This window comes from Streptomyces sp. NPDC049887, assembly GCF_040656535.1.
GTDB lineage: Bacteria > Actinomycetota > Actinomycetes > Streptomycetales > Streptomycetaceae > Streptomyces.
Window position 1 is genome coordinate 45,093 of the sequence record NZ_JBFAMM010000028.1, and the last position, 26,012, is coordinate 71,104.

Annotated in this window: 21 protein-coding genes, 1 other RNA gene and 1 pseudogene; 21 read left to right on the plus strand and 2 right to left on the minus strand. The window is 70.7% G+C overall.

The genetic code is table 11. The annotated features are described in order from the left end of the window. Positions 1-27 precede the first annotated feature (27 nt). The 5 genes from AB0J10_RS27680 to AB0J10_RS27700 all read left to right on the plus strand — a co-directional run bounded on the left by AB0J10_RS27680 (position 28) and on the right by AB0J10_RS27700 (position 5,393). Positions 28-1,263: a serine/threonine-protein kinase gene (locus AB0J10_RS27680; RefSeq protein WP_363065188.1), complete on the plus strand. Its 1,236-nt coding sequence runs from the start codon at positions 28-30 to the stop codon at positions 1,261-1,263. A gap of 91 nt (positions 1,264-1,354) precedes the next feature. Continuing rightward, positions 1,355-2,461 (plus strand): peptide chain release factor 2, encoded by a 1,107-nt coding sequence (gene prfB, locus AB0J10_RS27685; RefSeq protein WP_363065189.1) that lies wholly within the window; start codon positions 1,355-1,357, stop codon positions 2,459-2,461. A 719-nt stretch (positions 2,462-3,180) separates the two neighbouring features. After that, positions 3,181-4,005: a helix-turn-helix transcriptional regulator gene (locus AB0J10_RS27690; RefSeq protein ID WP_363065190.1), complete on the plus strand. Its 825-nt coding sequence runs from the start codon at positions 3,181-3,183 to the stop codon at positions 4,003-4,005. Continuing rightward, entirely contained in the window at positions 3,992-4,216 is a 225-nt protein-coding gene (locus tag AB0J10_RS27695; RefSeq protein WP_363065191.1) for a DUF397 domain-containing protein, read from the plus strand. The genes AB0J10_RS27690 and AB0J10_RS27695 overlap by 14 nt, the downstream gene beginning before the upstream one ends. Before the next feature lie 322 nt (positions 4,217-4,538). Further along, positions 4,539-5,393 (plus strand): LPXTG cell wall anchor domain-containing protein, encoded by an 855-nt coding sequence (locus AB0J10_RS27700; protein WP_363065192.1) that lies wholly within the window; start codon positions 4,539-4,541, stop codon positions 5,391-5,393. A 173-nt stretch (positions 5,394-5,566) separates the two neighbouring features. Here AB0J10_RS27700 and AB0J10_RS27705 read toward each other — a convergent pair whose 3' ends face one another. Beyond that, positions 5,567-5,758 (minus strand): hypothetical protein, encoded by a 192-nt coding sequence (locus tag AB0J10_RS27705; protein ID WP_283298375.1) that lies wholly within the window; start codon positions 5,756-5,758, stop codon positions 5,567-5,569. Between the two features lie 305 nt (positions 5,759-6,063). Between AB0J10_RS27705 and ftsE the strand changes: the two genes are divergently transcribed. The 5 genes from ftsE (at position 6,064) to ssrA (ending at position 9,911) form a co-directional block, all read left to right on the plus strand. Beyond that, complete coding sequence (gene ftsE, locus AB0J10_RS27710; protein ID WP_093660379.1) at positions 6,064-6,753, plus strand: cell division ATP-binding protein FtsE; 690 nt, start codon at positions 6,064-6,066, stop codon at positions 6,751-6,753. Positions 6,754-6,794: 41 nt separating this feature from the next. Beyond that, positions 6,795-7,712, plus strand: a complete 918-nt coding sequence (gene ftsX, locus AB0J10_RS27715) for a permease-like cell division protein FtsX (protein WP_363065193.1) — start codon at positions 6,795-6,797, stop codon at positions 7,710-7,712. A gap of 68 nt (positions 7,713-7,780) precedes the next feature. Then, positions 7,781-8,950 (plus strand): S41 family peptidase, encoded by a 1,170-nt coding sequence (locus AB0J10_RS27720; protein ID WP_363065194.1) that lies wholly within the window; start codon positions 7,781-7,783, stop codon positions 8,948-8,950. Positions 8,951-8,968: 18 nt separating this feature from the next. Further along, a complete protein-coding gene (smpB, locus tag AB0J10_RS27725; RefSeq protein WP_363065195.1) occupies positions 8,969-9,448 on the plus strand; it encodes an SsrA-binding protein SmpB in 480 nt (159 codons plus the stop codon). A gap of 93 nt (positions 9,449-9,541) precedes the next feature. Beyond that, positions 9,542-9,911, plus strand: a transfer-messenger RNA (tmRNA) gene (gene ssrA / locus AB0J10_RS27730). Between the two features lie 59 nt (positions 9,912-9,970). On the opposite strand, the gene AB0J10_RS27735 is transcribed toward ssrA, so the two are convergent. After that, positions 9,971-11,206, minus strand: a complete 1,236-nt coding sequence (locus AB0J10_RS27735) for an MFS transporter (protein ID WP_363065233.1) — start codon at positions 11,204-11,206, stop codon at positions 9,971-9,973. 107 nt (positions 11,207-11,313) lie between these two features. Between AB0J10_RS27735 and AB0J10_RS27740 the strand changes: the two genes are divergently transcribed. The 11 genes and pseudogenes from AB0J10_RS27740 (at position 11,314) to AB0J10_RS27790 (ending at position 25,994) form a co-directional block, all read left to right on the plus strand. Beyond that, a complete protein-coding gene (locus AB0J10_RS27740; protein WP_363065196.1) occupies positions 11,314-12,279 on the plus strand; it encodes a LysR family transcriptional regulator in 966 nt (321 codons plus the stop codon). 235 nt (positions 12,280-12,514) lie between these two features. Next, a complete protein-coding gene (locus AB0J10_RS27745; RefSeq protein WP_363065197.1) occupies positions 12,515-13,162 on the plus strand; it encodes a hypothetical protein in 648 nt (215 codons plus the stop codon). Between the two features lie 75 nt (positions 13,163-13,237). Next, positions 13,238-15,358 carry a bifunctional polysaccharide deacetylase/glycosyltransferase family 2 protein gene (locus AB0J10_RS27750; RefSeq protein WP_363065234.1) on the plus strand — a complete coding sequence of 707 codons (2,121 nt, stop codon included), beginning with the start codon at positions 13,238-13,240 and terminating at the stop codon, positions 15,356-15,358. After that, complete coding sequence (locus tag AB0J10_RS27755) at positions 15,355-16,617, plus strand: acyltransferase (protein WP_363065198.1); 1,263 nt, start codon at positions 15,355-15,357, stop codon at positions 16,615-16,617. The genes AB0J10_RS27750 and AB0J10_RS27755 overlap by 4 nt, the downstream gene beginning before the upstream one ends. Before the next feature lie 107 nt (positions 16,618-16,724). Then, the gene (locus tag AB0J10_RS27760) at positions 16,725-18,077 is read left to right on the plus strand and encodes a nitrate/nitrite transporter (RefSeq protein ID WP_363065199.1); all 1,353 of its coding nucleotides are present in this window, start codon (positions 16,725-16,727) and stop codon (positions 18,075-18,077) included. Positions 18,078-18,152: 75 nt separating this feature from the next. Beyond that, positions 18,153-19,307 (plus strand): uroporphyrinogen-III synthase, encoded by a 1,155-nt coding sequence (locus tag AB0J10_RS27765; RefSeq protein WP_363065200.1) that lies wholly within the window; start codon positions 18,153-18,155, stop codon positions 19,305-19,307. A gap of 200 nt (positions 19,308-19,507) precedes the next feature. Then, positions 19,508-20,100: pseudogene (locus AB0J10_RS27770) on the plus strand (CGNR zinc finger domain-containing protein). A gap of 184 nt (positions 20,101-20,284) precedes the next feature. Continuing rightward, positions 20,285-20,872, plus strand: coding sequence for a sigma-70 family RNA polymerase sigma factor (locus AB0J10_RS27775; RefSeq protein ID WP_026165301.1), 588 nt, complete (start codon positions 20,285-20,287; stop codon positions 20,870-20,872). Next, positions 20,869-21,720 carry a zf-HC2 domain-containing protein gene (locus tag AB0J10_RS27780; RefSeq protein WP_363065201.1) on the plus strand — a complete coding sequence of 284 codons (852 nt, stop codon included), beginning with the start codon at positions 20,869-20,871 and terminating at the stop codon, positions 21,718-21,720. The genes AB0J10_RS27775 and AB0J10_RS27780 overlap by 4 nt, the downstream gene beginning before the upstream one ends. A 102-nt stretch (positions 21,721-21,822) precedes the next feature. After that, positions 21,823-24,108 carry a UvrD-helicase domain-containing protein gene (locus AB0J10_RS27785; protein ID WP_363065202.1) on the plus strand — a complete coding sequence of 762 codons (2,286 nt, stop codon included), beginning with the start codon at positions 21,823-21,825 and terminating at the stop codon, positions 24,106-24,108. 452 nt (positions 24,109-24,560) lie between these two features. Continuing rightward, entirely contained in the window at positions 24,561-25,994 is a 1,434-nt protein-coding gene (locus AB0J10_RS27790; RefSeq protein WP_363065203.1) for an NAD-dependent malic enzyme, read from the plus strand. The last annotated feature ends 18 nt before the right edge of the window (positions 25,995-26,012 follow it).

Genomic DNA, 26,012 nt, shown 5'->3' on the forward strand with positions numbered 1-26,012 from the left:
GCAACGCCAGCCGCTGAGGGAGCAGTCTTGGCACGGAATATCGGCAGCCGGTACACGGCCCATCAGATCCTGGGCCGGGGCAGTGCGGGCACGGTGTGGCTCGGCGAGGGCCCCGAGGGCCCCGTCGCCGTCAAGCTCTTGCGCGAGGACCTCGCCTCCGACCAGGAGCTGGTCGGGCGCTTCGTACGGGAGCGCACGGCACTCCTGGGACTCGACCACCCCCGCGTCGTCGGCGTGCGCGATCTCGTCGTGGACGGCAACGACCTGGCGCTCGTCATGGACCTGGTCCGGGGCACCGACCTGCGGACCAGGCTCGACCGGGAGCGCCGGCTCGCCCCGGCGGCCGCCGTCGCGATCGTCGCCGACGTCGCCGAGGCACTGGCCGCCGCCCATGCCGCCGGCGTCGTCCACCGAGACGTCAAGCCCGAGAACATCCTGCTGGACATGGAGGGCCGGCTCGGTCCCGGTGGAGCCCACCCCGCCCTGCTCACCGACTTCGGCGTCGCCAAGCTGATCGACACACCGCGCCGCACCAAGGCCACCAAGATCATCGGCACGCCGGACTACCTGGCGCCGGAGATCGTCGAGGGCCTGCCGCCGCGCGCCGCCGTGGACATCTACGCCCTCGCGACCGTGCTGTACGAGCTGCTCGCCGGCTTCACCCCGTTCGGCGGCGGGCACCCCGGCGCAGTGCTGCGCCGCCACGTCACGGAGACCGTCGTCCCGCTCCCCGGCATCCCGGACGAGCTGTGGCGGCTGATCGTCCAGTGCCTGGCCAAGGCGCCCGCCTCCCGGCTGCGCGCCTCCGAGCTGGCGGCGCGGCTGCACGACCTGCTGCCGCTGCTCGCGGGGATGCCCCCGCTCGACGTGGACGAGCCGGACACCGAGCCCGCGGAGCCGTACGAGGACGCCGAGTACGCGGCCCAGCCGGCCGAACCGCGCCGCCGCGGCGCCGTCCCGCTGGTCCGCGGCTCGGCCACCGACTCCAACCGGGACACCCACACCTCCATGCGCGTTCCCGGACCCGACGAGCTGGCGGGGGGCGCCCGCGGCACGGCCCGCGCCCCGCGCACCCCCGGCCAGCGCCGGCCCGGTTCCGCCCGGCACAGGGCGGACGCCGTCCGCAGACGCCGGATCACCCTGGGGGTGGCCGGCCTGGTGCTCGCCGCGGCGGCCGGTGTCGGCGGCTGGCTCGCGACGAGCGGGGAGGACTCCTCCGCACCCCCGGAGGACTCGAAGCAGTCGGCCCCGGCCCAGCCCTAGAACCCCTCCCCGGCGCCGGAGACCCCCTCCGGACGGCCGGACGTCCACAGGCGCGGCGGGCGTGTCGCGCGATGCCGTTACCCTTGGACGCGTGGCAGTCGTCGATGTATCCGAAGAGCTGAAGTCCCTCTCCTCGACCATGGGGTCGATCGAGGCCGTCCTGGACCTCGACAGGATGAGGGCAGACATCGCCGTGCTCGAGGAGCAGGCGGCGGCGCCGTCCCTCTGGGACGACCCCGAGGCGGCGCAGAAGATCACCAGCAAGCTCTCGCACCTGCAGGCCGAGGTCCGAAAGGCGGAGGCGCTCCGCGGGCGGATCGACGACCTCGAGGTGCTCTTCGAGCTCGCCGAGGCCGAGGACGACCCGGACACCCGGGCGGAGGCCGAGACCGAGCTGGAGGCCGTCCGCAAGGCGCTGGACGAGATGGAGGTCCGCACGCTCCTCTCCGGCGAGTACGACGAGCGCGAGGCGCTGGTCAACATCCGCGCCGAGGCCGGTGGCGTGGACGCCGCCGACTTCGCCGAGCAGCTCCAGCGCATGTACATGCGCTGGGCCGAGCGCCACGGCTACGGCACGGAGGTCTACGAGACCTCGTACGCGGAGGAGGCCGGCATCAAGTCGACCACCTTCGTCGTGAAGGCGCCGTACGCCTACGGCACGCTGTCGGTCGAGCAGGGCACGCACCGCCTGGTCCGCATCTCCCCGTTCGACAACCAGGGCCGCCGCCAGACGTCCTTCGCGGGCGTCGAGGTCCTTCCCGTCGTCGAGCAGTCCGACCACGTCGAGATCGACGAGTCCGAGCTGCGCGTGGACGTCTACCGCGCCTCCGGTCCCGGCGGCCAGGGCGTCAACACGACGGACTCCGCGGTCCGCATCACCCACATCCCGACCGGCATCGTGGTCTCCTGCCAGAACGAGCGCTCCCAGATCCAGAACAAGGCGAGCGCGATGAACGTCCTCCAGGCGAAGCTCCTCGAGCGCCGCCGCCAGGAGGAGCAGGCCAAGATGGACGCCCTCAAGGGCGACGGCGGCAACTCCTGGGGCAACCAGATGCGGTCGTACGTCCTCCACCCGTACCAGATGGTCAAGGACCTGCGGACGGAGTTCGAGGTCGGCAACCCGCAGTCGGTGCTCGACGGCGAGATCGACGGCTTCCTGGAGGCGGGCATCCGCTGGCGGAAGCAGCAGGAGAAGTAACCACCCGGTCGTTCCGCGACGGCGCCGCGCCCCGAAGGGCGCGGCGCCGTCGTGTACCAGGGGCGGTACCGTCCGACGGCAACACAGGCGCACAGCGGGTCCCTTCGGGATGTCGTCCGTCCGGGACCGGTCGCGAAGCCGCCCCCGAACCGCTGACGGTGAGGACACACCGGCTCGGCTCGCCGGGCGGACGACCCGAGCGCCTGGTCCCGCGTGACCTTCTGCAGAAACGGAAGTCCCCATCCAACCCGTGCGCTGCCTGATGAGGAGCCGCAGTCGACTGCGAGCCTTCCCCTCTCCATCGACCGGAAGTTCCGGCCATGGCGGTACAGCGTCAGTCATTCGGAACTCAGGCTGCGAAGCGTCGACCCGGTTTCCGCTCCCGATGTTGTCGAGGTGTCGTTCTACGGCGTGGTCGGAATGAGACTCAAGACCGTGTACAGGCCGCTCACCCTTGCCTTTGCGGAACCGGCCCAGGCCGAGGAGATGCTGAGATTCTCCGACGTGGAGGAATCCCGTTCCGCACGGGTCCGCATCTGGTCGCATCCCAGGACGCGGATGACAGCGCGCCGCGACACCGGGATTCCGTGCTGATCCTCCGAAGGTAGCGAGTCCCGCCGGGTGGTTCTGTGCGCGTTCCGGTCACGCGGTGAGGCGGTCTTGGCTACGCTCGGTAGCGGCTGCCCCGCAACGGCGGCCGCGTACCGGGGGAGTTGGGCATGGCGATCGAGGACAACCCGCAGTCCCGTGAGACGTACGGGCTGGAGCTCAGGCGGCGCCGGGAGGCCGCCGGTCTCACCCAGGAGGAGCTGAGCCGACGCGTGGTCATGTCGCGGACCCACATCGCCCACATCGAGGCGGGCAGGCGCAGACCGGACGTGGAGGACGCGCGGCGGCTGGACGGCGTGCTGGACAGCGGCGGGTTCTTCGAGCGGTTCCTGCCGTCGTTGAAGGAGGGCAGGGTCGCGGAGCACTTCGCGGAGGCGCTGGAGCTGGAGCGCCGGGCGAAGGTGATCCGCGAGTACGCGCCGAAGCTGGTCCCGGGCGTCCTTCAGACGGCCGCGTACGCCCGGGAGGTTCTAGGCTCCGGCTTCCCGGCCAAGACGGCGGAGGAGCGGGACAGGCTGCTCGCGACGCGTCTTGAACGCGCTCGCATTCTCGACGACTTCCACGCTCCGGTGTTCTGGGCACTGCTCGACGAGGCGGTGCTACGTCGTCCTATCGGCGGTCCGGAGGTCATGTGTGAACAGCTCAGGCATGTCGTGGCCTTGGGCGAGAGCCATCGGATCCGCGTGCATGTGCTGCCGTTCTCCGCCGGCCTTCACTCGCTCCTGGAGGGATTCGTCTCGCTGATGTGGTTCGACGACCTGCCTCCCGTGGCCTACGTCGAAGCCTTGAAGACCGGCCGGGTACTCGAAGTTCCGTCCGTGGTGCGTGAGTGCCAGGCGGTCTACGATCACGCCCTGGGGGACGCGCTCTCGCACCGCGAGTCCCTGGCTCTGATCAGGTCCGTCGCGGAGGAATACGAGCATGCGCAGCAGTGAGCACGTCGTCCCCGACGCCGCCCTCGTCTGGCGCAAGTCCAGTTACAGCGGTGGCAGCAGCGGCGAGTGTCTGGAAGTCGGAGAGTCCGGCGCCACCTGCGTCCCCGTCCGGGACAGCAAGAACCCCCACGGTTCCGCCCTCGTCTTCGGCCCGTCGGCCTGGACGGCCTTCGTCGGTGCCCTCAAGGCGAACCCGTTCGACCGCTCCTGAAGTCGGCGCCCGTAGCCGCGATTCGCTGCCGGGAACCGGAAAGTGCCAGGTCGACTCGCTTTGTCGACAAGGGAACTGCCTTCGATCAGGCGGCAGTTCCCTTCTTACGTCACAGTTATGTGCTCTCGGCTTGGGCAACTGGCCTTATTTCGGGCATCGCACGCGCAATGAAACTTGACGCGTCCGCGGAAACTGGGAAGGCTGGCGCGCGGCATGCGTACATGTGGGACGGGTGTGAGCGGGGAAGCGGAAGTGCAGCCCCGAGCGGTCGCCGCCCCTGACGCTGCCCTACAAACGAATGAGCTACTGGGGGTAGCAGCAGATGACCAAGAAGACGCGTGTCCGTGTCGCGCGGATAGCCGCCGGCGCGGTGATCGCCGCCGGTGCTTCCCTGACCGCCGCGGGCGCAGCCCAGGCCGTCGGCATCGATGTCGGCGTCGGTGGCCTGAGCGCCAGGGCCGAGGTCGACGAGAGTGGCGTCGATGTCGGTCTCGGTATTCGTGACGGCGAGGACACCGAGGGCAGCACCATCCTCGGGTCGACTGACGGTGGCACGACCGACGGCGGCACGACCGATGGTGGGACCACCGACGGTGGCACGACCGACGGTGGGACCACTGACGGTGGCACGACCGACGGTGGGACCACTGACGGTGGCACCACTGACGGCGGCGTTACCATCGGCGGCGGGATCGATGGTGGGACTACTGACGGTGGCACCACTGACGGTGGCGCGACCGATGGTGGGACCACTGACGGTGGCACCACTGACGGTGGCGCGACCGACGGCGGTAACGGCAACAACGGCGGCAACGGCAACTCGGGCGGCAACGCCAACTCCGGCGGCAACGGCAACACCGGTGGCAACGCCACCGGCGGTGACCAGGGCGGCTCCACCGGCGGTTCCTCCACCACCGGCGGTTCCGCCGCGACCGGTGGCGGCGACGGGGGCTCCGACGGTTGCACCGTGAGCGTCGAGGGTGCGGAGTGCGTCGACAACACCGACACCGACTCCGCCGGCTCCCAGCCGGTCGAGCAGGGCAAGGCCAAGGAGGAGCTGGCCGAGACCGGCGCCGCCGAGACCACGTTCCTGCTGGTCGGTGCGGCGACGATGATCGCCGGTGGCATCGGCTTCCGTATGCTGCCCCGCCTCGTCGGCGGCCGCGCCGCTGTCTGATCGGGCCTGCTCGCCTCTGATCCATGCGATCGGGCGTGACGCACGGTAGCGGTTCGTCACGGCTTGCGACAGGGTCCGGAGAGCCGAAAGGCTCTCCGGGCCCCTGTGCGTTCTCGTGTGTTCCCGTGCGTTCTCGTGTGGTTTCGGTGCCTGGTCCGGCTCCGGCCGGTCCGTCAGGCCGTCTGGTGCGCCAGGAGGGCCAGCGCCGCGACGAGGACCACCAGCAGCGCCACCAGCGCCGCAGGGTTCAGCCCCGCGAAGGGGCCTTGCTGCTGCAGGCGCTCGCGACTGGCCCGGCAGACGGGGCAGCGGCCCTCCGCGACGGGCGCGGCGCAGTTGGCGCACACCAGTCGGTCATAGGTCATGCGCTCTCCTCCTCCCGCGCGGCGGAGCCGCCGGCGGAGTCCGTTCTTCCGGCGTTCCTCGGGGGTTCTCCGCGCGTCTCTCCGCGCAACGCTCCGGGAACCGCATCCGTTCCCGGTACCACTGTGCCAGCTCGCGAGCGATTCGGCGCGCCCCGTCGGGTTGCACCCGTTCCGGGAGGCTGGGAAGCGCGGCAAGTGAGGGGTGTCTATCCGACAAATCGCGCAACTCCGGGCGGTGACTGCACGCGCCATCCTCGTTCGCGTATGGTCACGCACACATACTCCCGGCCGACCGTGGTGCACTCGTGATCCGATTCGACAACGTCTCCAAGAGCTATCCCAAGCAGAACCGCCCAGCCCTGCGCGACGTCTCCCTGGAGATCGAGAAGGGGGAGTTCGTCTTCCTCGTGGGCTCGTCCGGTTCCGGCAAGTCGACCTTCCTGCGGCTGATCCTCCGCGAGGAGCGCACCAGCCACGGCCAGGTGCACGTCCTCGGCAAGGATCTGGCGCGCCTGTCCAACTGGAAGGTGCCCCACATGCGCCGGCAGCTGGGCACCGTCTTCCAGGACTTCCGCCTGCTGCCGAACAAGACCGTCGCCGAGAACGTGGCCTTCGCGCAGGAGGTCATCGGCAAGCCGCGCGGTGAGATCCGCAAGGCCGTTCCCCAGGTCCTCGACCTGGTCGGTCTCGGCGGCAAGGAGGACCGGATGCCCGGTGAGCTCTCCGGTGGTGAGCAGCAGCGTGTGGCGATCGCCCGGGCCTTCGTCAACCGCCCCATGCTGCTGATCGCGGACGAGCCGACCGGCAATCTCGACCCCCAGACCTCCGTCGGCATCATGAAGCTGCTGGACCGGATCAACAGGACCGGCACCACGGTGGTGATGGCGACCCACGACCAGAACATCGTCGACCAGATGCGCAAGCGCGTCATCGAGCTCGAACAGGGCCGGCTCGTACGCGACCAGGCGCGCGGTGTCTACGGCTACCAGCACTGAGCAGGTACTGAGCAGGTAGAGGAAAGGCTGAAACACTCGCCATGCGCGCCCAGTTCGTACTGTCGGAGATCGGCGTCGGTCTCCGCCGCAATCTGACGATGACCTTCGCGGTGATCGTCTCCGTGGCCCTGTCGCTCGCCCTCTTCGGTGGCGCCCTGCTCATGCGTGAACAGGTCAGCACCATGAAGGACTTCTGGTACGACAAGGTCAACGTCTCCATCTACCTCTGCAACAAGAACGACGCGGAGACGGACGAGAAGTGCTCGAAGGGTGCCGTCACCGCCGAGCAGCGGGACCAGATCAAGTCCGACCTCGAAGACATGGGCATCGTCGAGAAGGTCCACCACGAGTCCGCCGACGAGGCCTACAAGCACTACCGCGAGCAGTACAGCGACACGGCCATCGCCACCGTCATCACTCCCGACCAGATGCAGGAGTCGTTCCGGGTCAAGCTGAAGGATCCGGAGAAGTACAAGGTCGTGGCGACCGCCTTCGCCGGCCGTGACGGCGTCCAGTCCATCCAGGACCAGCGGGGCATCCTGGAGAACCTCTTCAACATGATGCGGGGCATGAACGTCGCCGCCCTCTTCATCATGGGACTGATGCTCGTCATCGCGCTGATGCTGATCGTCAACACCGTGCGGGTGTCGGCGTTCAGCCGCCGGCGTGAGACGGGGATCATGCGTCTCGTGGGAGCGTCCAGCTTCTACATCCAGATGCCGTTCATCATGGAGGCCGCCTTCGCCGGTCTGCTCGGCGGTCTGGTCGCCTGCGTGATGCTCCTGGTCGGCCGGTACTTCCTCATCGACGGCGGGCTGGCCCTCTCCGAGAAGATGCCGCTGGTCAACTTCATCGGCTGGGACGCCGTGATAGCGGTACTGCCGCTCGTCCTCGTGATCGGGCTTCTGATGCCCTCCATGGCCGCTTTCATCGCGTTGCGCAAGTACCTGAAGGTGTGACGAGCGCCCCGGGCGCCGTACGGGTCAACGACCCTACGGCGCCCTTCGCTTGTCCTAGAGTGGGCGCCATGTTGGGCCCCGGATCACCCAAGGTGCCCCGTGGCCTGCGCCATGGGGCGCTCCTGACGCTGGTGTTCGCCGGCGCCCTCGTCACCGGTTCCGTGACGGGCCTGCTGCCCAGCGGTGACGGCGAGTCGCCCGAACCGCCCGTGCGGGCCGCCGCGGCCACGGTGGACCGCGAAGAGATCGCGCGGGCCGCCGCCGAGGCCGCCGCGGACGGCAAGTCCGGGGCCAAGGCCGCGGAAGAGGTCGTGAGCCGCAGCGGGGACCGCTGGGGCGCGGTGTACGACAAGGGCGAGTACGAGGAGTTCGCGCGGGCTCTCGACGGTTCGTACACCGGTGTCGGTCTGTGGGCCAGGCGCGGCGCCGACGGCCGGGTGGAGGTCGCCCGCCTGCAGCGCGGCGGCCCCGCCGAGAGAGCCGGCATCCGCGTCGGCGACCAGCTGCGCACGGTCGACGGCGCCCGGATAGACGGCCGGCCCGTCAGCGAGGTCGTCCGGCTGCTGCGTGGTGACGGCAAGAGCGCCGGTGCCGGCTCGTCCGTCGTGCTCGGTCTCCAGCGCGGTGACCGCATCTGGAACCGCACGCTGCAGCGTGCGCGGCTTGCCACCGAGGCGGTCACCGTCCGCAGGCTCGGTGGCGAGGCCGTGCTGATCAAGGTGGCGGCCTTCACCAAGGGCACCGGGGAGCGGGTGCGGCAGGCGGTCCAGTCGGCACCCGAGGGCGCCGGGGTCCTGCTGGACCTGCGGGGCAACGGCGGCGGGCTGGTCTCCGAGGCCGTCACGGCGGCGTCCGCCTTCCTGGACGGTGGCCTGGTCGCCACGTACGACGTGCGCGGTGAGCAGAAGGCCCTCTACGCCCGGCCCGGCGGGGACACCGAGCGGCCCGTCGTCGCCCTCGTGGACGGCGGCACGATGAGCGCGGCCGAGCTGGTCACGGGCGCCCTCAAGGACAGGGGACGCGCCGTCACCGTCGGTGCCCGCACCTTCGGCAAGGGTTCGGTGCAGATGCCGGAGCGGCTGCCCGACGGGTCCGTCGCGGAGCTCACCGTCGGTCACTACCGCACCCCGTCCGGTCACGATGTCGACGGCCGGGGCATCACCCCGGACCTGGCCGTGAGCGAGCGGGCCGAGGAGCGGGCGCAGACGGTATTGAGTGGCCTCGGGGCGGGGTCGTAGTGCGAAAATGACCGCACTATGGCTAAGGAAAAAGGGCGCAAGCTGATCGCGCAGAACAAGAAGGCGCGGCACGACTACCACATCCTCGACACCTACGAGTGCGGTCTCGTGCTGATGGGTACCGAGGTGAAGTCGCTGCGTCAGGGGCGGGCCTCGCTGGCGGACGGCTTCGTCCACATCGACGACCACGAGGCGTGGCTGCACAACGTCCACGTGCCGGAGTACAGCCAGGGCACCTGGACCAACCACAGCGCCCGGCGGAAGCGGAAGCTGCTGCTGCACCGGGCGGAGATCGACAAGCTGGAGTCGAAGTCCCAGGAGACGGGTCACACGATCGTGCCGCTCGCCCTGTACTTCAAGGACGGCCGGGCCAAGGTCGAGATCGCCCTCGCGAAGGGCAAGAAGGAGTACGACAAGCGGCAGACCCTGCGGGAGAAGCAGGACCGCCGCGAGGCCGACCGGGCGATGTCCGCGGCACGCCGGCGGCAGCGGGCCTGAGCCGGCGCGCGGAATACGCTGGCACGGTCGTGCGTTGGTCACGTACGATGGCTCCTGCCCTCCTCAGAGGGGGCGGGTTTGAAAAATCAACATGGGGATGATCGGTTTCGACAGCGGCTGTCGAAGCAGGGGAAGCGTGTCGAGGAAGCGGCAATGATCTCGTAAACCATATGTCGCAACCAATAATCGCCAACACCAAGCGCGATTCCTTCGCCCTCGCTGCCTAAGTAGCGACTTGCGAAGTGTCAGCCCGGGGCTGTTCCCGACCCGGATCCTGGCATCAGCTAGGGAACTGAACCTCTAGGCCCGGTCACGGGGTGTAGAGGGAAACCAAACAGTGACTGAGCCCGTCGGAGACTTGTCCGCGTGATCTCCGGGGCCGAGAAAATCGCAGCGGACTGCACACGGAGAAGCCCTGATTCCGCACCGTTGGACGCGGGTTCGATTCCCGCCATCTCCACCAGTGGAACATCCGGGGGCCCGCCCCCGGACACCGCACCCCATGTGGGCGAGGCCCGGCTGTCACGACAGCCGGGCCTTCGTCGTACGTGGAGGCAGCAGCGCCAGGGCCAGCGCCAGGGCGGCGGCCGTGACCGGGATCGCGTAGCCGTGGGCCGCGCCGGCGTGCTCCACCGTCCAGCCGCCCGCCGCCGAACCGGCCGCGATCCCGCCGAGCAGCGCCGTCACGGCCAGGGTCATTCCCTCGTTCAGTTGGCCGGCCGGGGTGATGCGCTGGATCGTGGTCATGCCGGTCACCATGGTCGGCGCCGTCGCCATTCCGCCGAGCAGCAGCGCACCCGAGACCGCGAGCAGGGAGCCCGTGCCGGCCGCGGCGAGCAGCGGCAGCGCCATGAGGAGCGTCATCGCGGCGAGACAGGTCCGCAGCCGGGCGGTACGGCGGACCCGGCCGTAGACGAGGCCCGCGAGACAGGAGCCGGCGGCCTGGAGGGCCAGCACCGCACCCGCCGCCGGACCGTCCACGAAGGCGATGGTGACGACCTCCATCGAGCCGAAGACGGCCCCCGTGGCGAGGAAGACGGCGAGCATCGGGACCATGCCGGGCGCGCGCAGTGGGGAGCGCGGCTGCGCGCTCCTGTCCGACACGGGCGGCTCGGTGGACCGCTGGGCCGCGAACAGGACCACGCCCGTCAGCAGCAGCCCCGCGCCGACCAGGGTCCCGGCCTCCGGGAACAGTCCCGCGCAGAGCCAGGCGGCGAGCACCGGCCCGAGCATGAAGCACAGTTCGTCGACGGCCTGCTCGAAGGAGTTCGCGGTGTGCCGGGCGGCCGGGTCGCCCTTCAGCAGGTGGGCCCAGCGGGCCCGGGACATCCCGCCGGTGTTGGGCGTCGTGGCGGTCGCGGCGTGCGCGGCGAACAGCGTCCAGTCGGGGGCTCCGTGACGGACGCACAGCACCAGGGCGAGCGAGCCCAGCACGGCCAGCGCGGTGGCGGGGACGGCGACGCGGGCCTGCCCGTGGCGGTCGACGAGCCGTGCCGTCAACGGGGCGACGAGCGCGGTCGCGGCCAGACCGGTCGCCGTGACGGCGCCGGCGAGGGCGTACGAGCCGCGCTGCCCGGCGATCATGATCACGGCGCTGACGCCGAACATGCCCATGGGCAGCCGGGCGAGGAGGTTCCCGGCGGTGAAGGCCCGCGCGCCGGGAACGGCGAAGAGCCGGCGGTACGGGCCCGGCGGGCGGGAGGGACCCGGTTCCCGGTCCCGGGACACCAGGACCAGGGTCCCGCCGGACGTGGTCATCCGGGGTGAGTTCGACTGTGGCATGGATCAAGGTTCGCGGCGGGGCCCCTCGGGGGTCCAACACCTGTTCGAACCCCATTGACGCACTTCTGTTGTAAGTTCTCGGGGTGCCCCAGGACCTCGAACCCCGTCTGCTCCGCGCCTTCCTCGCGGTCGCCGCCGAACTGCACTTCACCCGGGCGGCCGCCCGGCTGTACGTCGCCCAGCAGGCGCTCAGTCGCGACATCCGGCGGCTGGAGCGGGCGGTGGGCTGCGAGTTGTTCGTCCGGACCACCCGGCAGGTGCGGCTGACCGCCGAGGGCGAGCGGCTGCTGCCGTACGCCCGGCGGGTGCTGGACGCCCACGACGCCCTGGCCTCCGCCTTCGCCGACACGGAACGCCCGCTCCTCGTCGACGTGGGCGCCCCGGTGGGGACGGCCCACCGGCTGCTCGGCGAGGCCCGCGGAGCGGCCCCCGGCCTGGAGTTCGTGGCCCGCTACCTCAGCGGGCTCACCGGCGCGGCCGCGGAGATCGTCGCCGGCCGGCTCGATGTCTCCTTCGGCAGGATCGCCGGCATCGACGCGGCGCTGCGTTCCGAACTGGCCCATGAACCGGTGCGCTACGAGCGGATGGCCGTACTGCTCCACGACGCCCATCCGCTCGCCGCGCTCGACGCGGTACCGGTGGACGCCCTGGCCGGGGAGACCCTGTACGCCGGCGCGGGCAACGCGGCCACCGCGGAGTGGACCGACCTCGCCGCCCGGCTCTTCGCCGGCCGCGGAATCCGCATGGCCGCCCCCTTCCCCGAGATAGCCGGGCAGGAGGAGTTCGTCCGGGTGGTGCGCAAACAGGGCTGGTCGGTGCTGGCGAGCACCGAGTTCCTCCCCGTGCCGGGCATGGTCGTCCGGCCGCTCGTCGACCCCGTGCCGCTGTCGCCGGTCTCGCTGGTCCGGCGGCGTGGGCTGCACCACCCCGGCCTCGGTGTCCTGCGTTCCGTCATGGCCGAAATGATCGCGTCGGAAGGATGGCTGGACATGCCGCCGGACGGCTGGCTGCCGGACGACGACAGGGCTGCTATGGCGCGGAACACCTGACTCCGCGGCCCGGCCGTCAGCCGCGTGCGCTACATTCGTGGTCCGGGTGCAACGTGGTAGGGGGTGCTCGGCCCGGGTTTAGGGGGCTCGGTCCGACGGCAGGTGTCCGGTTCCGCCGGCGCTCCCACCTCTCCGTTCAGTGGGGGAAGAGCGTACAGCAGTGGAAAACAGGCCAGAAAAGTCCCGAATAGGGCGCAGTCATGACCCAAACGAGGTCACGATCCAGATCGACAGCGTGGAGTTCAGGAACCTCCAGGCTGCCCGGATGAACCCTGAGGCCGCTCAGGAAGACGCAGACGGGCCCGTGTTCGTCGACGAGAGCGGCCGTCGCAGCAAGAAGTTCCGCCGTATCGGATGGGTGCTGGCACTCGTCTGCGCCGGCTATGCCGTGACCCTCGCGGTCGCCCTCATCGGCGGCAACTCCAACGCGCCGTCGCTCCTCATCCCCGGCCCGGCGGACGACAAGGCGGACACCGCCGAGGAGACCCCCGGGCCCTCCGAGGCCCCGTCCGCTCCCGCCGGTGCCGAGGTCGTCGCAGGCGTCCCCTCGTCCTCCGGCAGCCCGGCCGACGTGCCGCGGCAGCCCGTCGGGTCCGCCGGCGAGCCGGGCGGCGAGCAGCGCAGCGGCCCGTCGGGCGCCTCCGGCAGCGGCGCGGCCACCACCACCGGCGGCGCCGGCACCGGCGGGGCGACGACCGACCCGAAGCCCACCGTGTCCACGGCACCGGGAGGCACGGGCGGCGTCGGGAGCACGGGCGGCACGGGCGGCGAGGAGCCGCCGCCGGACCCGGTCGACCCCACACCCAGCGAGACCGCGACGGAAGAACCCACCGGCGAGCCGGTGGCACAGGGCCAGCAGCTGGCCGGGGAAGGTGCCGGCTAGATGACCGCCTCCGGCAAACGGGGTGTCCGGCGCAGGAAGAGCGCAAGGCGGTCCGCCGCTCGGCGCAGGCTTCCCATGCGCTATCTGCTGCCCTCGCTCTTCCTCGTCGCGCTCCTCGCGATGCTCATGCTGCGCGGCTACGTGCACAGCGAGATCCTCGCCGACCACCGTGTGCGCCCCCCGGCCTCCAGCGGCCAGGTGCCCCAGCAGATACTGAACGGCGGGCCCGTCATCGACGCCCGCACCCCCGGCGCGCCCAAGGCGCTCAGTGTCCCGGACAAGAACCTGGTGCTGACCTTCGACGACGGGCCCGACCCGGTGTGGACGCCGAAGGTCCTCGACAAGCTGAAGCAGTACGACGCCCACGCGGTGTTCTTCGTGACCGGCACGATGGCCTCCCGCCATCCGGAACTGGTGCGGCGGATGGTCGCGGAGGGCCACGAACTCGGCCTGCACACCTTCAACCATCCCGATCTGGCACTCCAGACGCAGAGCCGGATCGACTGGGAGCTCTCGCAGAACCAGCTGGCGCTCGCGGGCGCCGCCGGTATCCGCACCTCGCTGTTCCGGCCCCCGTACTCGTCGTTCTCGGCCGCCCTGGACGACAAGTCCTGGCCGGTCACCGAGTACATCGGCAGCCGCGGCTACATCACCGCGTTCAACGACACGGACAGCGAGGACTGGAAGCGCCCCGGCGTCGAGGCGATCATCAAGCGCGCCACCCCCGAGGGCACCAAGGGCTCCATCGTGCTGATGCACGACTCCGGCGGTGACCGCTCCCAGACCGTGACCGCCCTCAGCCGCTTCCTGCCGGACATGAAGGAGCGCGGCTACCGGTTCGCGAACCTCACCGAGGCCCTCGGCGCGCCCAGTGCCCACACGCCGGTCACCGGACCCGAGCTGTGGAAGGGCAAGGCGTGGGTCGGCGCCGTCGCCGTCTCCGAGCGGACCACCTCGGCGCTGACCGTCGGCCTCGCCGCGATCGGTGTCCTGGTCATCCTCCGCTTCGGCCTGATGCTGCTCCTCTCCTTCGGCCACGCCCGCAAGGTGCGCCGCCGCTTCCGCTGGGGCCCGGCCGTCACCGAACCCGTGACCGTGCTGGTCCCCGCGTACAACGAGAAGGAGTGCATCGAGAACACGGTGCGCTCGCTGATGGAGAGCGACCACCCGATCGAGGTCATCGTCATCGACGACGGCTCGTCGGACGGCACCGCCGACATCGTCGACGACATGTGGCTGCCCAACGTCCGGGTCGTCCGCCAGGCCAACGCGGGCAAGCCGGAGGCGCTCAACAACGGCATCCGCAACGCCCGCCATGACATCATCGTGATGATGGACGGGGACACCGTCTTCGAGCCGTCCACCGTCCGCGAACTGGTGCAGCCCTTCGGCGATCCGCGCGTCGGCGCGGTCGCGGGCAACGCCAAGGTCGGCAACCGGGACAGCCTGATCGGCGCCTGGCAGCACATCGAGTACGTCATGGGCTTCAACCTGGACCGCCGCATGTACGACGTGCTGCGGTGCATGCCCACGATTCCCGGCGCGGTGGGCGCCTTCCGCCGCGAGGCCCTGGAACGGGTCGGCGGCATGAGCGACGACACCCTCGCCGAGGACACCGACATCACCATGGCCATCCACCGCGACGGCTGGCGCGTGGTGTACGCGGAGCGGGCCCGCGCCTGGACCGAGGCCCCGGAGTCGGTGCAGCAGCTGTGGTCCCAGCGCTACCGCTGGTCGTACGGCACGATGCAGGCGATCTGGAAGCACCGCCGCTCCGTGCTCGAGAGCGGCCCCTCCGGCCGCTTCGGCCGGGTCGGCCTGCCGCTCGTCTCGCTGTTCATGGTGCTGTTCCCGCTGCTCGCCCCGCTGATCGACGTCTTCCTGCTCTACGGGCTCGTCTTCGGCCCCACCCAGAAGACGGTCGTCGCCTGGCTCGGCGTCCTCGCCATCCAGGCCGTGTGCGCCGCCTACGCGTTCCGGCTCGACAAGGAACGCATGGTGCATCTGGTCTCCCTGCCCCTCCAGCAACTCCTGTACCGGCAGCTCATGTACGTGGTGCTGCTCCAGTCCTGGATCACCGCCCTCACCGGCGGCCGCCTCCGCTGGCAGAAGCTGCGGCGCACCGGGGTGGTGGAGGCGCCGGGTTCGATACCGAACCAGCGCCAGGGCAGTGGCGAGCGGAGGCCCGTCGGATGACCTCGTCCTCGCTCGACCTGGGCGGCACCCCTCCGGCCGGGGCACGGCACCGGGCCGGCGAGACCGCGCCCACGGCCCCTGCGCCCGACGCCGCTCCGAAGCGGCCGGGCCGGGACCGCTACCTCGACCTGCTGCGCTCCATCGCCCTGGTCCGCGTCATCGTCTACCACATCTTCGGCTGGGCCTGGCTGACGGTGCTCTTCCCGTCCATGGGCGTGATGTTCGCACTGGCCGGCTCGCTGATGGCCCGCTCGCTGGCGCGGCCCGCGTGGGGCGTCATCCGGGGTCGCGTCCGGCGGCTGCTGCCGCCGATGTGGGCGTTCTCGGCCTTCGTGCTCCCAGTGATCTTCTACTTCGGCTGGAAGCCGGTGAAGGAGGAGGGGATCTGGTGGTTCGTCAAGCTGGCCTGGTACATCGTCCCCGTCGGCGCACCGCCGTACCCCTGGCACAGCGGTGACGCCTCGGGACTGCTCGATGACACCTGGGCCGTCCAGGCGGCGGGTCCGCTCTGGTACATCCGCGCCTATCTGTGGTTCGTGATCGCCTCGCCGCTGCTGCTGTGGGCCTTCCGCAGGCTGCCGTGGGCGACGCTGTTCGCCCCGCTGGCGCTCGCCGCGGTCGTCGGCTCCGGGCTGTTCAAGATCCCCGGCGAGACGGGCAACGCCATCACCGACTTCGCCACCTACGGATCGTGCTGGGTGCTCGGCTTCGCCCACCAGGAGGGCCTGTTCGAGAAGCTCCCGCGGTACGTCTCCGTGTCAGTGTCCTCGCTGATCATGGCCTTCGGGCTGTGGTGGGCCTCGGGGCATCTGGGCCCGGACGGCTGGGACCTCAACGACATCCCGCTCGCCCAGGCCACCTGGTCGTTCGGCTTCTGTGTGATCCTGCTCGCCTACTCCCCGTCCTGGCAGCGGCTCCCGGGGAGGCTCGCGCACTTCGACGGCCTGATCACCCTGTCCAACAACCGGGCCGTGACGATCTACCTCTGGCACAACCTGCTGATCATGGCGACGATCCCGGTCATCGATCTGCTCTGGAAGATCCCGGGCGTCTGGCCGACGTACTCGGGCCATCTGGAGCGGGCGTACCCGGTCCTGATGCTGATCGTCGTCTTCCCGCTGATCGGGCTGACGATCATGGCCGTGGGCTGGCTGGAGGACGTCGCCGCCAAGCGCCGCCCCCGGCTCTGGCCGAACGGAGCGAAGGGCGAGAAGACGCCGCGGGCGGTCCGCGGACGGGGGCGCTCACACAGCGCCTGAGCATCGGGTGAGAGCAAGGTTCCACCGCGGTCATCTCGCAGCACGGCGATGAAACCCGCCGTGCCTAGCGTCGGGTCCACTACCCGGAGCATCAGTGGAGGCACGCCATGGCCGGCAAGTGGATCGAGCAGTGGGACCCGGAGGACGAGACCTTCTGGGAGGCGGAAGGCAAGCACATCGCCAAGCGGAACCTGGTCTTTTCGGTGATCTCCGAGCACATCGGATTCTCCGTGTGGAGCATGTTCTCGGTGATGGCTCTCTTCATGGGGCCCCAGTACGGCATCGACCCGGCCGGCAAGTTCTTCCTGGTCGCCGTCGCCTCACTGGTCGGCGCGGCGCTCCGGGTGCCCTACGGATTCGCGGTGGCCCGGTTCGGCGGCCGGAACTGGACGATCTTCAGCGCCGGCATGCTGCTGGTACCGACCATCGCCCTTTTCGCCGTCATGGAACCGGGCACCTCGTACACGACCTTCATGGTGGTCGCGATCCTCACCGGAGTCGGCGGGGCGAACTTCGCCTCCTCCATGACCAACATCAACAGCTTCTACCCGCTGCGCCTCAAGGGCTGGGCGCTCGGTATGAACGCGGGCGGCGGCAACATCGGCGTGGCCGTGGTGCAGTTGCTCGGGCTGCTGGTCATCGCGACCGCCGGAGCCACGCAGCCGCGGCTGCTGGTCGGCCTCTACATTCCGCTGATCATCATGGCCACCGTGCTCAGCGCCGCGTACATGAACAACCTCGGTCCGGTGAAGAACGACTCCGGCGCCGCCAAGGAGGCCGTCAGGGACAGCCACACCTGGATCATGTCCTTCCTCTACATCGGCACCTTCGGCTCCTTCATCGGCTACAGCTTCGCCTTCGGGCTCGTCCTGCAGAACCAGTTCGGCCGTACCCCGCTGCAGGCCGCCTCGCTCACCTTCGTCGGCCCGCTGCTCGGTTCGCTCATCCGTCCCATCGGCGGCCATCTCGCCGACCGGCTCGGCGGGGCCAGGGTGACCCTGTGGAACTTCGCCCTCATGACCGTCGCGGTCGGCGTGGTCGTGGCCGCCTCCATGCAGAAGTCGCTGGCCCTGTTCATCGCCGGATTCATCATCCTGTTCATCCTCACCGGCATCGGCAACGGGTCGACGTACAAGATGATTCCCGGCATCTACCGGACAAAGGCGCAGGCCAAGGGCCTCCTGGGCGAGGAGGCCCAGATCTACGCCCGACGGCTGTCGGGGGCGACCATGGCCCTGATCGGCGCGGTCGGCGCCTTCGGCGGGCTCGGCATCAACCTCGCCCTTCGGCAGTCCTTCCTCACCTCGGGCAGCGGCACGAGCGCCTTCGTGGTCTTCCTCGGCTACTACGTGCTGTGCTTCGCGGTCACCTGGGCCGTATACCTTCGCAAGCCCGCACAGACCGCCGCACCTGCCGCGACGACCGAGAAGAAGCCGCAGCTCAGCTACGCCGAGGTGTGAGCAGGAGTGCCTCGTAACCACGGGGAAACGCAGCCGAACCGAGCCTGTCACGCTTCCTTGCCAGGCTCGGTCGGCATGTACCACGAACAGCACGCCGCTGCCGCGGTCGCCCCCCTCTCGGGCTTCACGGTCGGGGTCACGGCGGCCAGGCGCGCGGACGAACTGGGCGCGCTGCTGCAGCGCCGCGGGGCGACGGTGCTCCACGCACCCGCCCTGCGGATCGTGCCGCTCGCGGACGACGGCGAGTTGCTCGCCGCCACCAGGGAACTCATCGACAACGCCCCGGACGTGGTGGTCGCCACCACGGCGATCGGATTCCGGGGCTGGGTGGAGGCCGCCGACGGCTGGGGCTTCGGCGAGGAACTGCTCGCCTGCCTGCGCGGCGTCGAGCTCCTCGCCCGCGGCCCCAAGGTGAAGGGCGCGATCCGGGCGGCCGGGCTGACGGAGGAGTGGTCGCCCACGTCCGAGTCCATGGCCGAAGTGCTCGACCGGCTCCTCGAGGAGGGCGTCGCGGACCGCCGGGTGGCGCTGCAGCTGCACGGCGAACCGCTTCCCGGGTTCGTGGAGGCGCTGCGGGCCGGGGGCGCCGAGGTCGTCGTCGTCCCCGTGTACCGGTGGATGCCCCCCGAGGACCTCGCTCCGCTGGACCGGCTGCTCGACGCGACGGTCGGCCGGTCCCTGGACGCGGTGACGTTCACCAGTGCCCCGGCCGCGGCTTCGCTGTTCTCCCGTGCCGAGGACCGCGGAGTGCTGCCGGAGCTGCTCGACGCGCTCGCCCACGACGTGCTGCCGGCCTGCGTGGGACCGGTTACGGCCCTTCCGCTCCAGGCACGCGGGCTGGACACGGTCCAGCCCGACCGCTTCCGGCTGGGCCCGCTCGTCCAGCTGCTCTGCCTCGAACTGCCATCGAGGGCCCGGACCTTGCCGGTGGCCGGCCGCCAGGTCGAGATCCGCGGCCATGCCGTCCTCGTCGACGGCCAGGTACGGCCGGTGCCGCCGGCCGGGATGTCGCTGCTCAACGCCCTGGCCCGCCGTCCCGGCTGGGTGGTCTCCCGCGCCGACCTGCTGCGCGCGCTGCCCGGCGCCGGCCGTGACGAGCACGCCGTGGAGACGGCCATGGCCCGTCTCCGCACGGCCCTCGGCGTCCCCAACCTCATCCAGACCGTGGTGAAGCGGGGCTACCGGCTGGCACTCGACCCGGCGGTCGACACCAAGTACGCGGACGCCTGACGGGGTTGCGCGGGCACGGCACGTCGCGGCGGACGGCCCCCGCTGCCACGGTGCCGAGGGCGCCCGCGCGGTGGACAACTCCGTAGGGCCCCGTCGTCCCACGGGGATCGGGACGCGTCGGGGCACGTCGGGCCCGCCCGGCGTCCGGGGTTCGTACCCGGGGGGTTCCCGGAGCGGGCTCGCACGGGCACCCTGAGTTCATGGGCATGGGCTCGTACGACGGGCGGTTCGACTCCGGGCGCGTCTGCCTGGACCTCGTGGCGGTGGGACCGGAGGACCCCGGAGGGCTCGGGCGGTGGCTCATGGCTGCCGACTGCTGCCGCCGGGCACCCCCCTGGGCGCGGTGACCGCGTGGTGGGTGCCCCCGTTCCGCGAACTCGGCGCCTGTGTGGAGGGCTTGGTGGACGCCCAGATCGACCACCGGCCGGACGTGTCCGCTCCCGGGCGCCACGGCGGTCCGGACGGCGCCCTCGTACGGCTCAACGCGTTCGCCTCCGCCTCCGCCCCGCCCGCCGTCACGGCCGTGCGCGACGACGAGGGCGAACTGGTCCGGGCCCCGCTCGCCCGCCCCGAATGCGCCGCGCTGCTCGCCGCCGTCGCCCGCGACGCGGTGGACCTGCTCACCGATCCCGTGGCCCGCGCCCGGCTCCGTCGCTGCGAGGGCGACGGCTGCCGCCGTGTGTATCTCGACACATCCCGCGGCCGGCGTCGCCGTTGGTGTTCCAGCGAGGTGTGCGGCAATCGGGAGCGCGTGGCGCGGCACCGGCGTCGCGCGGCGCTCTCCAGGGCTTGACAGGTGATCATTTCGCGCCGCTATGACCGGTATCGCCGACCGGATCGGCGGGCAACGGGGCGTCACGCCAAAAAATCTTGAAAGTTTTTCCCGGACGCGTTGAGTCGATCGGCGGGCTCCTCCGTAGTGATGGACGACAGACAAGCAGTCAGACATCAGACAGGGTCTCGACCGGGAGGTTCAGGTGCGCAAGGATGCCGCCGTGGCCGATGACCGTTCAGGCAGGGCCCGGCATCGCGCCGACTCGTCGCGCACCAGCACATCCGTCCCTGACGAGGAGCTGATGCGCGTGCTGTATCAGGAGCACGCCGGACCTCTCCTCGCCTATGTGCTCCGCCTCGTGGCCGGCGACCGCCAGCGTGCCGAGGACGTGGTACAGGAGACGCTCATCCGTGCCTGGAAGAACGCCGGTCAGCTCAATCGGGCCACCGGCTCTGTCCGACCCTGGCTGGTGACGGTCGCACGGCGTATCGTCATCGACGGTCACCGCAGCCGGCAGGCCCGGCCGCAGGAGGTCGATCCGTCGCCGCTGGAGGTCATGCCCGCGGAGGACGAGATCGACAAGGCGTTGTGGCTGATGACGCTATCCGATGCGCTCGATGATTTGACCCCTGCTCACAGGGAAGTACTCGTCGAGACGTATTTCAAAGGGCGTACGGTCAATGAGGCGGCCGAGAAGCTCGGCATACCCAGCGGGACCGTGCGGTCCCGTGTGTTCTACGCACTGCGTTCCATGAAGCTCGCTCTGGAGGAGAGGGGGGTCACGGCATGAACAGGCAGGACCAGTTCGGGCAGTTCGGACAGTCCGAAGAGGGGTCGGTCCACGAGACGGCCGGGGCGTACGTCCTCGGCATCCTCGACGACGCGGAAGCCACCGCGTTCGAGGCGCATCTGGCCGGCTGCGACATCTGTGCCGCCCACCTCGAGGAGTTCGCGGGCATGGAGCCGATGCTGGCGATGCTCGCCGAGGCCCCGGCACAGCCGGCCGTGCCCCAGCAACCCACCGTGCTGCCCTTCGACAGCAGGATCATGCAGCCGCCGCCCCGGCCCACCGTCACGGTCCCGACGGCGCCGAGCCCGCAGCTGCTGGACCGGCTCGTGGACGAGGTCGCGGTGAAGCGTTCCCGGAAGCGCCGTCGCAGCATGTACATGATCGCGGCTTCGGCCGTGCTGATCCTCGGCGGTCCCGCGGTCGCGGTGGTCGTCACCCAGGACGACGCCACGGCGGGCAACGTCGCCGCGCCGCACCCGACCAGCCCCGCGGAGAACGAGTTCTTCGACGGCATGGCGGAGAAGGTCGAGGCGACGGACGCGGTCACCAAGGTCACCGCCACCGTCGGCCTGGAGGAGAAGGGCTGGGGCACCCACGCCGTCCTGGAGCTCAAGAACGTCAAGGGCCCCCAGAAGTGCAGCCTCATCGCCGTCTCCAGAAGCGGTGAGGAGGAGGTCGTGACCTCCTGGTCCGTCCCCGACCGCGGGTACGGCATCGCCGACAGCACGAACAAGGAGGCCAAGAAGCCTCTGTACATCCACGGCGGCGCCGCCATGGACCGCAACGAGATCGATCACTTCGAGGTCCGCACCTTCGACGGGAAGCGCCTGGTGGAGGTCGGCGCCTGAACCACGGACACCCGGACCGCGACAGGCGACCTTCCGCCTGACATAACGGCCCCCTTCGCGTACGGTTGACGGCTGCCCAGTGCACGTCAGAAGGGGGCCACGGTGGCCGCGCAGGAAGCCGCTGTCGACTCGGTCCGGGACCGCGAGATCCTTGTCGAACAGGACCATCTGGACCAGGTGTACCGCCGCCTCGAGGAGAAGATCCACGAGGCGGAGTTCCTGATGGACGACGCCGCCAAACGCGGCCAGGTCGGGACGCCCGGCGCGCTCGCCGAGCGGGACGCCCAGGTGTTCCGGGCCGGGATCCACCTCAACCGGCTCAACAGCGAGTTCGAGGACTTCCTCTTCGGCCGGATCGACCTGCTCCGCGGCAAGGACGGCAAGAGGGGTCCCGACGGGGCGTACACCTCCGTCGAGCCGGCCGAGGACGCCGTGCGGGCGGACGGTGCGGGGCAGTACGCCGACATCGCCGAGACGTTGCACATCGGCCGGATCGGCGTGCTCGACGCCGACTACGCGCCCCTGGTCATCGACTGGCGCGCCCCGGCGGCGGCACCCTTCTACCGCTCCACCCCCGTCGATCCCGGCCGTGTCGTGCGCCGCCGCGTCATCCGCTCCAAGGGCCGCCGCGTCCTCGGCGTCGAGGACGACCTGATGCGCCCCGAGCTGACCGCACGCCTCGGCGGCGCCGAACTGCCCGTCATCGGCGACGGCGCCCTGATGGCCGCGCTCGGCCAGGCCCGCACCCACACCATGCGGGACATCGTGTCCTCCATCCAGGCCGAGCAGGACCTGGTGATCAGGGCGCCCGCCGCCTCGGTCACGGAGGTCTCGGGCGGTCCGGGCACCGGGAAGACGGCCGTCGCGCTCCACCGCGCCGCGTACCTGCTCTACCAGGACCGGCGCCGGTACGCGGGCGGCATCCTGGTCGTCTCCCCGACCCCGCTGCTGGTCGCCTACACCGAGGGCGTGCTGCCCTCGCTGGGCGAGGAGGGACAGGTGGCGATCCGCGCGGTCGGCTCCCTGGTGGACGGGGCCGAGGCCACCACGTACGACGATCCGGCCGTCGCCCGTGTCAAGGGCTCGCTGCGGATGCTGAAGGTGCTGCGCAAGGCCGCCCGCGGTGCCCTGGAGCTCGGCGAGACCCCCGACCGGCTGCGGGTGGTGGCCTTCGGCCGCAGGCTGGAGCTGGAGTCCGACGAGCTCCAGCGCATCCGCCACACCGTCCTGGGCGGCACCGCGCCGGTCAACCTGCTGCGGCCGCGGGCCCGGAGACTGCTCCTGGACGCCCTGTACGCGAAGTCGGGCGCGGCCGGCCGGCACACCGACCCGGAACTGGCCGCCGAGCTTCGCTCCTCCTTCGACGACGACGTCACCTCCGAGGACTCGTTCGTCGACTTCCTCGACGCCTGGTGGCCCGAGCTGACGCCGCTCGGGGTGCTCGCGGCGATGGCCGACGAGCGCCGGCTCGGCCGCTGGTCGCGACGGGTCCTCAACCCCGGCGAGGTGCGAAGACTCGCCCGCAGCCTGAGACGCGCCGGCCTGTCCGCGCACGACGTCGCGGCCCTCGACGAACTGCAGGCGATCCTCGGCACCCCGGTCCGCCCGAGGAAGAAGCGCGAGGCCGATCCGCTGGACCAGCTCACCGGCCTGGAGGAGCTGATGCCGCAGCGCGAGGAGTCCCAGCGCGAGCGGGCCGAGCGGCTGGCGGCGGAGCGCACCGAGTACGCGCACGTCATCGTGGACGAGGCGCAGGACCTCACACCCATGCAGTGGCGGATGGTCGGCCGCCGCGGCCGGCACGCCACCTGGACGATCGTGGGCGACCCCGCCCAGTCGTCCTGGTCGGACCCGGACGAGGCAGCCGAGGCGCGCGACGACGCCCTCGGCTCCCGGCCGCGCCGGCGCTTCGAGCTCACCGTGAACTACCGCAACCCCTCCGAGGTCGCCGAGATCGCCGCCCGGGTGCTGACGCTGGCGATGCCGGGAATGGTGGCGCCCCGCGCCGTCCGCTCGACGGGCCTGCGGCCCCGGTTCGCGGTGGCGCGCGACGACCTGGAGCGGACCGTCCGGCTGGAGACCCAGCGGCTGCTGGACGAGGTGGACGGAACCGTCGGCGTCGTGGTCGCGATGGACCGGCGCGCGGAGGCCGCCCGCTGGCTCGACGGTCTCGGCGACCGCGCGGTCGCCCTCGGTTCGCTCGAGGCGAAGGGGCTGGAGTACGACGCGACGGTGGTCGTCTCGCCCGCGGAGATCGCCGACGAGTCGCCGGCCGGCCTGCGGGTGCTGTACGTGGCGCTGACCCGCGCCACCCAGCGGCTGACCGTGGTGTCGGGCCGGCGCGACGAGCCGGACGCGGACGGGGTCCCGGACCTGCTGAGGGACTGAGGGCCCGCCCGGACTGCTGGTGCACCACGTCCCGGCCCGCTGACGGACCGCGGGCCGTACGGGGTGGGCGGACGGCCGAACGGGGGTCAACTCGCGGAGCGGGGAATCACCTTCTGGGACTCTTTGTTAGCCTGTGTGTGGCACCGGCTCGATCCAAGCCCCCGGGCCCAACCTTCGTCCCTCAGAGGGACCACTTGCCGCGAGGCGAGCATGGCGGGTCGGTGTCACCAGAGCATCGCGAAGAGGTCCGCGTCACCACGGTGACGCGGACCTCTTCCGTTTCTCCGCTCTTCTGCTTCTCCCTGACTTCTCGTATGGTGGAAAAAGTTTTCCAAAACCAAAACGACCAGTATTACCTGCTACTGGCAGGTAGGTGCGACCATCGGATGGCCCCGCCCGGTCACCACCGGGCGGTGCGGCAACGAAGCTAGGGAAAGCAGAGGAACTCGGACATGGCAACGGCGCCCAGCGTCTCGTACTCGATGACGGTCCGGCTGGAGGTGCCCGCGAGCGGAACCGCGGTCTCGCAGCTCACCACCGCCGTGGAGTCCTCCGGCGGCTCGGTCACCGGTCTCGACGTCACCGCGTCCGGCCACGAGAAGCTCCGGATCGACGTCACCATCGCGGCGACCTCCACGACGCACGCGGACGAGATCGTCGAGAAGCTGCACGGCATCGAGGGCGTCACCCTCGGCAAGGTGTCCGACCGGACCTTCCTCATGCACCTCGGCGGCAAGATCGAGATGCAGTCCAAGCACCCCATCCGCAACCGTGACGACCTCTCCATGGTCTACACCCCGGGTGTGGCCCGTGTGTGCATGGCCATCGCCGAGAACCCCGAGGACGCCCGCCGCCTCACCATCAAGCGCAACTCCGTCGCCGTCGTGACGGACGGCTCCGCCGTGCTCGGCCTCGGCAACATCGGCCCGAAGGCCGCCCTGCCCGTCATGGAGGGCAAGGCCGCCCTCTTCAAGCGCTTCGCCGGCATCGACGCCTGGCCGCTCTGCCTGGACACCCAGGACACGGACGCCATCGTCGAGATCGTCAAGGCCATCGCCCCGGGCTTCGCCGGCATCAACCTGGAGGACATCTCCGCGCCCCGCTGCTTCGAGATCGAGGCACGGCTGCGCGAGGCCCTCGACATCCCCGTCTTCCACGACGACCAGCACGGCACCGCGATCGTCGTGCTCGCCGCCCTCACCAACGCACTGCGCGTGGTGGGCAAGGCGGTTGGGGACGTCCGCGTCGTGATGTCCGGCGCCGGCGCGGCCGGTACCGCCATCCTGAAGCTGCTCATCGCGGCGGGTGTCAAGCACGCCGTCGTCGCCGACATCCACGGCGTCGTGCACGCCGGACGCGAGGACCTCGTGGACGCCGCCCCCGGATCGGCGCTGCGCTGGATCGCCGACAACACCAACCCCGAGGGCGTCACCGGCACGCTGAGGGAAGCGGTGCGCGGCGCCGACGTGTTCATCGGGGTCTCCGCCCCGAACGTGCTGGGCGCGGAGGATGTCGCGGGGATGGCGGACGACGCCATCGTGTTCGCGCTCGCGAACCCCGACCCCGAGGTGGACCCGGCAATCGCCCGGCAGACCGCGGCAGTTGTGGCCACGGGCCGCAGCGACTTCCCGAACCAGATCAACAACGTGCTGGTGTTCCCGGGTGTCTTCCGAGGCCTCCTGGACGCGCAGTCCCGCACCGTCAACACGGAGATGATGCTCGCCGCGGCCACGGCGCTGGCGGACGTCGTCACCGAGGACGAGCTCAATCCGAACTACATCATCCCGTCCGTCTTCAACGACAAGGTCGCGGGCGCCGTCGCCGGGGCCGTCCGGGACGCCGCGAGGGCGGCGGGCGCGGCTGTGACGGGTCCCACCTCGTCCTGAGTCCGGCGCGTCGCGAGT